1 pseudogene is annotated in these 451 nt (G+C 56.5%); it reads right to left on the reverse strand.

Going from position 1 to position 451, the window contains the following annotated elements:
• Positions 1-190, reverse strand: a pseudogene (locus VSR34_RS38600) (IS256 family transposase); the annotation flags it as partial.
• Positions 191-451: the final 261 nt, after the last annotated feature.

Genomic DNA, 451 nt, shown 5'->3' on the forward strand with positions numbered 1-451 from the left:
TGCCATGGCCCAGATGCTCGGACATCTCCGTCTCGAGCGCCCGCTCCACCAGCATCTTGGTCAGTTGCTTGAGCAGGCCATTCTCGCCGATCAGGTCCTCTGGCTTCTGGTAGTTCGCCAGCAGGCTGTCTGCCAGCTTGACGAGTTCAGGATCGGGCTTCTCTTTTTTATTGCGTTTCGCTACGGTCATCTATGCTCCTGGTGATGGCAGTCTCCTGCCAAATGACCGTTTACACACAACTTTTTACCCCCTCGCTACCGGCTGTGTATGACAGTGGACAAGCCCGACCGGCTCATCTTCGACCTTGACCCCCACCCTCCGCTTCGGCCGGCGCTCTTTGCGTCCATTTCTTCTTGCCTGCTACCGGCAGCGCCTTCTTTGCAGTCGCCTTTTTGACCGCAGCATTCTTGACTGCAACCTGACCTTGCCCCTGTTTGACGAATCCCATAA

This window comes from Paraburkholderia sp. JHI2823 (assembly GCF_038900695.1).
In the GTDB taxonomy this organism is placed as follows: Bacteria; Pseudomonadota; Gammaproteobacteria; order Burkholderiales; family Burkholderiaceae; genus Paraburkholderia; species Paraburkholderia mimosarum.